Raw genomic sequence first — 446 nt, 5'->3', positions numbered from 1 at the left:
TCATGGCCCCCTGCGCCGACGGAGAGAACTGGCAAGCCCCGCCAACATTCGACTGATCTCATCGGACGCGAGGAGAAGTCGGCTGCCGTCTTTCCCTGTTGCGTAGCCAAGCCGTTGAGCGAGAAGCAGTTGAGTCTCGGCTTCGGCGAGCGATCCCTGCGCAATTCCAACGAACTGCAGGAACTCGCCGGTTGTTCGGCGTGCGGCTCCCTCGGCGATGTTGGAAGCGACGGAGACGGCGGAGCGTCTGATCTGACTGATCAGCCCGAAACGTTCATCGCGAGGCCAGGCAGCAGTTGCGATATAGACAGCCTCTGCCCAGTCCAGCGCCTTCTGCCAGACCTTGAGGTCCCGATAGTGATTGACGATGTGTTCGATAACTTATCCCCCAAAGGTTGCATTTATACAACCTGTGGAAGTGTTCCACTAGCCACTAGCCACTAGCC

1 protein-coding gene is annotated in these 446 nt (G+C 58.5%); it reads right to left on the bottom strand.

Going from position 1 to position 446, the window contains the following annotated elements:
* Window positions 1-369 (bottom strand): four helix bundle protein, encoded by a 369-nt coding sequence (locus B3E43_RS04810; protein WP_292027427.1) that lies wholly within the window; start codon window positions 367-369, stop codon window positions 1-3.
* Between the last annotated feature and the right edge of the window lie 77 nt (window positions 370-446).

The organism is Brevundimonas sp. UBA2416 (genome assembly GCF_002343105.1).
Lineage (GTDB): Bacteria > Pseudomonadota > Alphaproteobacteria > Caulobacterales > Caulobacteraceae > Brevundimonas.
The sequence above is the reverse complement of the archived record's forward strand: the minus strand, read 5'-3'. Positions and strand labels throughout refer to the sequence as shown.